This window comes from Allostella sp., assembly GCF_041913585.1.
GTDB lineage: Bacteria > Pseudomonadota > Alphaproteobacteria > ATCC43930 > Allostellaceae > Allostella.
The window spans coordinates 1-8,083 of record NZ_JAYSFE010000026.1 but is presented as its reverse complement, the minus strand read 5'-3'; the positions used below and the strand labels follow the sequence as shown (position 1 = coordinate 8,083).

Below are 8,083 nucleotides of genomic sequence, written 5' to 3'. Positions count from 1 at the left end.
TCGGCGACGGCAAGCCGCTGGCGGGCGGCCCGGGGCTGGCCACCGCCTGACGGGCGGGCCCGGGTCGGACAGGCTCGGGTCGGGCAGGCTTCGGGCGGCAGGCTTGAACCTTCGCCCGCCCTCGGACGACTGTGGGTCGTTGGCCGCGCCACGCGGCCGACGGACCCGATCCGGAGCCCATCGCCCATGGCCCTCAAGGCATTGCTGGTCGTCGCCCTCTTCGGCGCGACGGGAGACCCGACCTTCCCCGCCACCATGACCGAGCAACCCTCGCTCGCCGCCTGCCAGGCCCAGGCGCGGGCTGCCGTCGAGGCGCTGGCCGCCCTCCACGGCGAGAAGGCGATGCCGAACCTGCTGAAGGGCGGCCGCTTCGCCGCCGTCGAGGACGAGCGCGGCGTCTGGGTCATCCGCTACGACCGCCAGACCCGCACCGACCCGGAGCGCGGCGAACCGGCGGTCGGCCGCACGATCCGCGCCACCTGCCGGACGATCGAGGGCTGATCGGCGGGGTGCCGCCGCGCCCGGTCAGGCCTCGATCCGCTCGACCAGCCGGCCCGTCGTCTCGAAGCAGGCGGCGACCACCGGCCCGCCCTGCCCGGCCCCGGCGTCGAGGACCGCGGCGTGGCTGCCGATGCGGACGCCGCGGCCGCGGCGATCGTAGCCGGCGACCACCAGCCGGCAGCCCGAGAAGGAATCGTCGAGGGAATCGATGCCGGCGCCGGTCCCCCACCAGAGTACGTCGCCCTGGGCATGGAGGGGCCGGTCGGGCGCCACGTCGGCGGAGACGAAGAGGAGGTTGCCGTCGTCCGTGACGGCGGCGTGCTTCAGGCTGCTCGACAGGGCGGAATGGCCGTCGGCCGCCTGGATCTGCGCTCTGAGCGCCGCCGTCCAGCGCATCAGCGAGCGCACCCCGTCGCGTGCCGCGGCGAGCCCCTGCTCCTCCTCGCTGCCATAGGCGGCGATGGTCGCCGCCACGCCTTGGCGCAGCATCCAGCCCAGCACCTCGCGCGGGTTGAGCGCGAACTGGATCTGCAGCAGCTTCTGCCACATCTCCTCCTGCGCGCCGCGCAGGTGGACGACGTCGGCGGCGAAGAAGCCCGGGCGCGCGATCACCTCGCGCCGGAAGCGGATCAGTTCGTCGACGGCGCGCCGCACCGCCGGGCCGCGTCCGAGATGGTTGCCGAGATAGACGATGCGGTCGCCCGGCGCCAGTCGCGGCCAGACGAGGTCGTGCAACCGCTCCAGCCGTGCCGCCTCGCCGTGGATCGCGCCCACGGCCCACACGCGCCGGCTGGCCCGCAGGGTGGCGATGCTCGATCCGTCGCGCATGGGTGGCCCGTCCTCCGCCGTCAGGTTCCCGTCCGAGGGGCGCCAACGTCAGGCGGGCGGCACCCCGGCGTCAAGCGGCAGCTTGCAGCATCTTCTCCAGTCGCTGGGTCGCCTGGTCCTCGTCGATCCGCTCGACCGCGGCCAGCTCGCGGGCGAGCCGGTCGAGCGCCGCCTGGTAGATCTGGCGCTCGCTGTAGGACTGGTCCGGCTGGCCGGCGTTGCGGTGCAGGTCGCGCACCACCTCGGCGATCGAGGCCGGATCGCCCGAGTTGATCTTCGCCTCGTATTCCTGGGCGCGGCGGCTCCACATGGTGCGCTTGACGCGCGACCGGCCGCGGAGCTTGGCCAGCGCCAGGTCCATCTCCTTGCGGGTGCTGAGGCGGCGCAGGCCGGCAGCGCGCACCTTGCCGACCGGAACGCGGAGCGTCATCCGGTCCTTCTCGAACTGGACGACGAAGACCTTGAGGATGTGGCCCGCGATCTCCTGGGTCTCGATCGCGGTGATCTTGCCGACCCCGTGCGTCGGATAGACGACATGGTCGCCGACCTCGAAGCCCGGGCCTTCGGCCGAGCCTTCGACGATCTTCAGCGGCATCGGCTTCGGCGCCGGCTTCAGCAGGGGAGGCGGCGTGATCGCCTTGGGCTGCGCCGGCTGGACCACCGCCGCTTCGCCGCCGACCACCTTCAGCGCCGGCGGTGCCGCCACCTGCCGGGTCGTCTCGGCGGCCTTCGCCACCTTGCTCTCGCCCGCGGCCGGCTTGGCCGCCACCTTCGTCTTCGCTTCCGCTTTCGCCGCCATTCCGCTCTTCGTTTCCGCTACGGGTTTCGTGGTCTCGGTTCGCGCCGAGTTCGATTTCGCCGGTGCCGGTCGCTTGGCCTTGCCGCCCGCCGGCACGCTGGGGCCGGCCGCGGGCTTGGCGGCAACTGGCGCCGCTGTCTTGGACTTCGCCATCGCTGGAGACTGCTGCACCTTCCTTGGCTGGGCGGCCGGGGCGGGCTTCGCCGCGACGGCCGGGGCGGCGGCGGACGGACGGCCGCCCTTGGTCCCGCGCAACTTCTCGCCGGCCGCGGCGACGGCCGGCTTGGCCGCCGGCTCCGGCGCTCGTGGCTTGGCGGCGGCCTTCGACGCCCGCGGCTTCGCGGCGACCGTCGGTGCCGGCGCCTTCGCCGCGACCTGCCTCGGCGCCGCCGGTGCCCGGGCCTTCGGCCCGGACTTCGCGGGCGCGCCCTTTTCGGCCCCCGCCTTCTCGACCTGCTGGGCGGACTTCTTCATCTTGCCTTCGGACCTGACAAAGACCGGGCGGCCGACGCGCCGCCTGCGACCGGTCGACGCGGCGCGCGTTCCCTCTTCCGGGGACACGAAAGGGGCCGTGCGGACGGCCTGTCAGGACGCCGCCGAACCCCTTGCATCCTCCGGTAGCGAGGTTGCCCGTGCTACGCAGACGGTCCGGCACGGCGCAATGACCGCCCCAGAACCCGAAGGGACAATATCAGAAAACCGTCACGAAATACAGGGGCGAATCCGAACCCCTCGACTCTCGCTCAGCGTTCGCCCGGCTTGTCGCTGAAGAAGCGTGCGAACTTCTCGGGTACGCCCTTGAAGGAATCGGCGTCTGCCGGTGCCTCGCCCTTGCGGGTGATGTTCGGCCACTGCGCCGAATAGTCTCGATTGAGCTGGAGCCACTTCTCGGCCGCGCCGTCACTGTCGGGAAGGATCGCCTCGGCCGGACATTCCGGCTCGCACACCCCGCAGTCGATGCACTCGTCGGGATGGATGACGAGCATGTTCTCGCCCTCGTAGAAGCAGTCGACCGGGCACACCTCGACGCAGTCCATGTACTTGCACCGGATGCAGGCTTCGGTGACGACGTAGGTCATGGTGCGGTGCTCTCCCGGAATGCTCGGGGCGCGAAAGGCAGGGGGTGCGTCCCGGGGCGGTTGCCTATCACGCCGCCCCGGATGCGCTCAACCCCGCCAAGATCAGGGTTTTCCGATAGTTTTCCTAGGGTCCGGCCCCCGCCTGCGACGAACCGCTCACCGCTTCGGCAGGTCCTCGCCGCCGAGCCACATGCGGTTCCAGGTCGGCGCCATCAGGATCTCGTGGACGCAGGCATGGGCCGGCATCTCGGCGACGAAGCGGATGGTGCGGCCGAGATCCTCGGGCCGCAGCATCCGCGCCATCTCCTCGGCGCTGGGCGGCACCGGCCGCTTCGCCATGATCGGCGTCGCCACCTCGCCCGGGCAGATGACGGTGCCGCGGATGCCGTTCACGCATTCCTCGATGTTGAGCGACATGGTCATCGACACGAGGCCGTGCTTGGTCGCGTTGTAGGCGGGGCCGGTCAGCAGCGTGTCGAACTTGCCGGCCCAGGAGGAAATGTTGATGACCAGCCCGTCGCGCTGCCCCCGCATCGCCGGCAGGACGGCAGCGGTGCAGTAGAGCGGGCCGTTCAGGTTGACGCCGACCACGAAGTCCCAGTCGGCCGGGGTCATGTTCTTCCAGTAGCGCCTGGGCGCGTTGCTGCCGGCGTTGTTGACCAGGATGTCCACCCGGCCGTGGCGCTCGAGGATGCCGGCCGCGGTCTTTGCCACCGCCTCGGCCGAGGTGACGTCGAGCGCCGCGGTCTCGGCCCGGCCGCCGGCGGCCGTGATCGCCGCCGCCGCCTCGGCCAGCGGCGCGTCGCGCCGCCCGGAGAGGACGACGGTCGCCCCCGCCGCCGCCAGTTCCCGCGCCCCGGCGAGCCCGATTCCCGATCCGGCGCCCGTGATCCAGGCGACCTTGCCATCCAGCGTGCCCATGATGCGCTCCCCTCTCTCTCCGTCAGCCCCAGTCGTCCGGCGCCGGCGCCCGGCCCAGATCCTCGTACAGGGTCGCGGCCTCCGACGCCGGTCCGCGGCGCTCACCCAGTGCGACCACCCGCACCCGCCGCACGGTGCGGCCAAAGGTCACGGCAATCTCCATGCCGGGCCGGATGGTCCGCGACGGCCGCAGGGCCGGACTGCCGTCGACCGCCACCAGCCCGTCCTCGCACAGGCGCTGGGCGAGCGACCGGCTCTTGCAGAGACGGGTGAAGAAGAGCCAGCGGTCGAGCCGTCCGGCCGCGTCGGCCTCGCTCATCCGCGGCCCCGCAGCGCGTCCAGCGCGGCGAAGCGGTCGCCCAGCGCCGGACGCGGCGGCGCCGGCGGCGCGGGACGGCGCCGCGGGGCGGCGACGAAGGTCGTGGTCTCGCCCTCGACGACCGCCCGCCAGCCGAGGGCCGCCAGCATCCCGGTGAGGTCGGCGAGCCGCGCGTCGGCGAGGCTGGCCAGTTCGGGCGTGGCGGCGAAGGGGCCGCGGCGGGCGAGCCGGCGCGCGGCCGCCGCCAGCGCCTCCAGCCGGTCGACGGGGAGCGCCCGCGGCCCCAGCTGGGGATCGCGTTTGGCGCGGTAGAATTCGGCCGGGACGCCCTCCGCACGCGGCACGCCGAGGCGCCCCGGATGGGGCGCCGACGGCGGCGGCAGGCCGGCCGCCGCACCCCAGAGCAGGGCCCGCAGTTCGACCGCGGCCGGACGCAGCAGCGGCGCCAGGTAGATCCATTCCGCGCCGAAGCGGACGCCGGCCCGCGTCAGGACCGCGCGGTCGGCCGGCGACAGGGCGGCGATCTGCGGCTCCGCCCCGGCGCGCGCGAGGCAGCCCTGGGCCTCGGCGAGCTGGAAGGCGAGGCCGCGGCCGGGCCCCTCCAGCGGCAGCCGGGCGAGGCGCAGCAGGGGCGCCAGAGTCGCCGCGACCTCCGCCTCGACGCGGGCGGCGAGCCGCCGCCGCAGCGCCTCGCGGAGTGGCGGCGTCAGGAACTCGCTGTCGTCGACCGCGACCGTCGGCGACAGGAAGGACGGGCCTGGCGCGAGGCGGCCGATCCCGGCCCCCTCCCAGGCGATGGTGCCGTCGCGTTCGAGGCGGAACCGGTCGTCGGCATCGGCGGCGCAGCGGCGGACCCGGGCGGCGACGTCGGCCGGCAGCACCCGGCGCGCGGCGGCGAGGAGCGGCCGGGCTTCCTCCTCGCCCAGCGCATCGGGGCGGAAGCGGAAGCCGTCGACGCGGCCGACCGGATGGCCCTCGACCACCACCGTGCCCTCGCGGGTCACCGCCGCCAGGAGATCCTCGTCGCCCGCCAGGCGCTTGACCAGGAGCGCGGCGCGGCGGTCGACGAAGCGCTGGGTCAGCCGGTCGTGCAGGGCGTCCGACAGCTTGTCCTCGATCGCGCGCGCCCGGTCCTGCCAGTGCGCGGGGTCGCGGATCCAGTCGCCGCGATGGGCGATGTAGGTCCAGGTGCGGACATGGGCGATGCGTGCGACCAGGGTGTCGATGTCGCCGTCGCCGCGGTCCATCCGGGCGAGGTGCCCGGCGACCCAGTCCTCGGGCAGGCGGCCGGGCCCGGAGGAGAGGTGGCGGAAGATCTGGGCGAGAAGGCGCGTGTGCGCGTCGCTCATGGTCTTGCGGAAGTCCGGCACCTGGCAGACCTCCCACAGGCGGCGGACCCCGTCGGGCGTCCGCGCCCGCTGCGCCAGGTCCGGGATGCGGCGGAGCGCCGCCAGTGCCCGCTCGTCGTCGGCCTCGCGCGCGCGGACCAGCAGCGCCGACGGCGGCCGCTGGTCGAGGCTGGCGACGAGCCGGTCGAGCGAGCGCAGGTCGAGCCGCGAATTGCGCCAGAAGACCCCCGTCACCGGGTCGAAGCGATGGTTTTCGACCGCCTCCACGACCTCGGGCTCCATCGGCCCGAGATCGGCCGTGGTACCGAAGGTGCCGTCGCTCATGTGGCGGCCGGCACGGCCGGCGATCTGGCCGATCTCGGCCGCGCTCAGGCGCCGCGGCGCCTTGCCGTCGAACTTGGCGAGCCGGGCGAAGGCGACATGGTCGACATCCATGTTGAGGCCCATGCCGATGGCGTCGGTCGCCACCAGGTAGTCGACCTCGCCCGCCTGGTACATGCCGACCTGGGCGTTGCGGGCACGCGGGCTGAGGGCGCCGAGCACGACCGCGGTGCCGCCGCGCTGGCGGCGTACCAGTTCGGCGATCTCGAAGACGTCCGAGACGGAGAAGGCGACGACCGCCGAGCGCGGCGGCAGCCGCGTCACCTTGCGCTCGCCGACATAGGAAAGCGTGGAGAAGCGCGGCCGCTCGACGAACTCGGCCTCCGGCACGAGGCGGCGGACCAGGGCCCGCATGGTGTCGGAGCCGAGCAGCATCGTCTCCGAGATGCCGCGGGCATGGAGCAGGCGGGCGGTGAAGACGTGGCCGCGCTCGGGATCGGCGGCGAGCTGGATCTCGTCGATCGCCAGGAACTCGACCGGCCGGTCGAGCGGCATCGATTCGACCGTGCAGACGAAGTAGCGCGGGTTGGGCGGGACGATCTTCTCCTCGCCGGTCACCAGCGCCACGGCGCCGCGCCCGCGCAGCCGGACGATGCGGTCGTAGTTCTCGCGCGCCAGGAGGCGCAGCGGGAAGCCGATCATGCCGGTGGCGTGGCCCAGCATCCGCTCGATCGCGAGATGCGTCTTGCCCGTGTTGGTCGGTCCGAGGACGGCGACGACGCGGGAATGCGCGAGGGCACCCATACCGCGTTAAGGTCGCCCGTCGCGGGCGCCCTGACAAGGGGTGCGACACGGCAGAACGGGCTTGCGCCGTCCGCCGTCCCGGCCCATATCGCGGCCCGGGTTCCCCCGAGGCAGCGCACGGGACGAGGTCGGATGAGCGCGGAACAGCTTTCTTTCCAGGCGGAGGTCAGCCGTCTGCTGGAGATCGTCGCCCACTCCCTCTACTCCAACCGCGACGTCTTCCTGCGCGAACTGGTGTCGAACGCATCCGACGCCTGCGACAAGCTGCGCTACCTGGCGCTGACCGATCCGTCGCTCGCCGGCGACACCCCCTATGCGGTGACGATCACGCCCGACAAGGCGCGGCGGACCCTCACCGTCGCCGATACCGGGATCGGCATGACCCGCGATGAGCTGGTCGAGAACCTCGGCACCATCGCGCGCTCGGGCACCGCCCAGTTCCTGTCGCAGGTCGAGCAGCAGGTGGCCGAGGGCAAGGCGTCCGGCACCAGCCTGATCGGGCAGTTCGGCGTCGGCTTCTATTCCGCCTTCATGGTCGCCGACCGGGTCGAGGTGGTGTCGCGCAAGGCCGGCTCGGAGGCCGGCTGGTCCTGGTCGTCCGACGGCAAGGGCAGCTTCACCGTGGCCGAGGCGGACGGTGCCCCGGCCCGGGGCACCGTCATCACCCTGCACCTCAAGGAGGACGCGACGGAGTACCTGGAGCCCCACCGCATCCGGGACATCGTGCGCACCCATTCCGACCACATCGCGCTGCCGATCCGACTGGTCGAAGGCGGCAAGGACGAGCAGATCAACGCCGCCTCGGCCCTGTGGACCCGGCCGAAGAGCGAGGTGACCGAGGAGCAGTACAAGGAGTTCTACCACCATGTCGGCCGCTCGTTCGACGACCCCTGGCTGACCCTGCACAACCGGGCCGAGGGGCTGCTGGAATATTCCAGCCTGCTGTTCATCCCCTCGACCCGGCCGTTCGACCTCTTCCACCCGGATCGCCAAGTCCAGCTCAAGCTCTATGTCCGGCGCGTCTTCGTCACCGATTCGTGCCGCGAGCTGCTGCCGTCCTGGCTGCGCTTCGTGCGCGGCGTCGTCGACAGCGAGGACCTGCCGCTCAACGTCAGCCGCGAGATGCTGCAGACGAACCCGGTGCTGCGGCGCATCCGCCAGG

Annotated in this window: 9 protein-coding genes; 3 read left to right on the top strand and 6 right to left on the bottom strand. The window is 73.0% G+C overall.

From position 1 onward, the window contains the following. The first annotated feature begins 186 nt into the window (after positions 1-186). Positions 187-501, top strand: coding sequence for a hypothetical protein (locus ACE3Q3_RS07190; RefSeq protein ID WP_374443987.1), 315 nt, complete (start codon positions 187-189; stop codon positions 499-501). A 24-nt stretch (positions 502-525) separates the two neighbouring features. On the opposite strand, the gene ACE3Q3_RS07185 is transcribed toward ACE3Q3_RS07190, so the two are convergent. Together ACE3Q3_RS07185 and ACE3Q3_RS07180 are read right to left on the bottom strand one after the other, a co-directional pair. Then, positions 526-1,329, bottom strand: coding sequence for a hypothetical protein (locus ACE3Q3_RS07185; protein WP_374443985.1), 804 nt, complete (start codon positions 1,327-1,329; stop codon positions 526-528). Between the two features lie 70 nt (positions 1,330-1,399). Continuing rightward, positions 1,400-2,098, bottom strand: coding sequence for a CarD family transcriptional regulator (locus tag ACE3Q3_RS07180; RefSeq protein WP_374443982.1), 699 nt, complete (start codon positions 2,096-2,098; stop codon positions 1,400-1,402). Here ACE3Q3_RS07180 and ACE3Q3_RS07175 point away from each other — a divergent pair. Next, positions 2,088-2,897 (top strand): hypothetical protein, encoded by an 810-nt coding sequence (locus tag ACE3Q3_RS07175; protein ID WP_374443980.1) that lies wholly within the window; start codon positions 2,088-2,090, stop codon positions 2,895-2,897. The genes ACE3Q3_RS07180 and ACE3Q3_RS07175 overlap by 11 nt on opposite strands. Here ACE3Q3_RS07175 and fdxA read toward each other — a convergent pair. From fdxA to ACE3Q3_RS07155, 4 genes are all read right to left on the bottom strand, one after another. After that, positions 2,872-3,207: a ferredoxin FdxA gene (gene fdxA / locus ACE3Q3_RS07170; RefSeq protein ID WP_374443978.1), complete on the bottom strand. Its 336-nt coding sequence runs from the start codon at positions 3,205-3,207 to the stop codon at positions 2,872-2,874. The two genes, ACE3Q3_RS07175 and fdxA, sit on opposite strands and share 26 nt — an antisense overlap. Before the next feature lie 156 nt (positions 3,208-3,363). Beyond that, positions 3,364-4,128: an SDR family oxidoreductase gene (locus tag ACE3Q3_RS07165; RefSeq protein WP_374443976.1), complete on the bottom strand. Its 765-nt coding sequence runs from the start codon at positions 4,126-4,128 to the stop codon at positions 3,364-3,366. A 22-nt stretch (positions 4,129-4,150) separates the two neighbouring features. Then, on the bottom strand, positions 4,151-4,447 hold the full coding sequence (locus ACE3Q3_RS07160; RefSeq protein WP_374443974.1) for an RNA-binding S4 domain-containing protein: 297 nt from the start codon (positions 4,445-4,447) through the stop codon (positions 4,151-4,153). Further along, positions 4,444-6,921: a helicase-related protein gene (locus tag ACE3Q3_RS07155; protein WP_374443972.1), complete on the bottom strand. Its 2,478-nt coding sequence runs from the start codon at positions 6,919-6,921 to the stop codon at positions 4,444-4,446. Before ACE3Q3_RS07155 ends, ACE3Q3_RS07160 begins: the two co-directional genes overlap by 4 nt. Before the next feature lie 132 nt (positions 6,922-7,053). Here ACE3Q3_RS07155 and htpG point away from each other — a divergent pair. Next, positions 7,054-8,083: molecular chaperone HtpG (gene htpG, locus ACE3Q3_RS07150; protein ID WP_374443970.1), on the top strand; the 1,030-nt coding region annotated here is incomplete at its 3' end.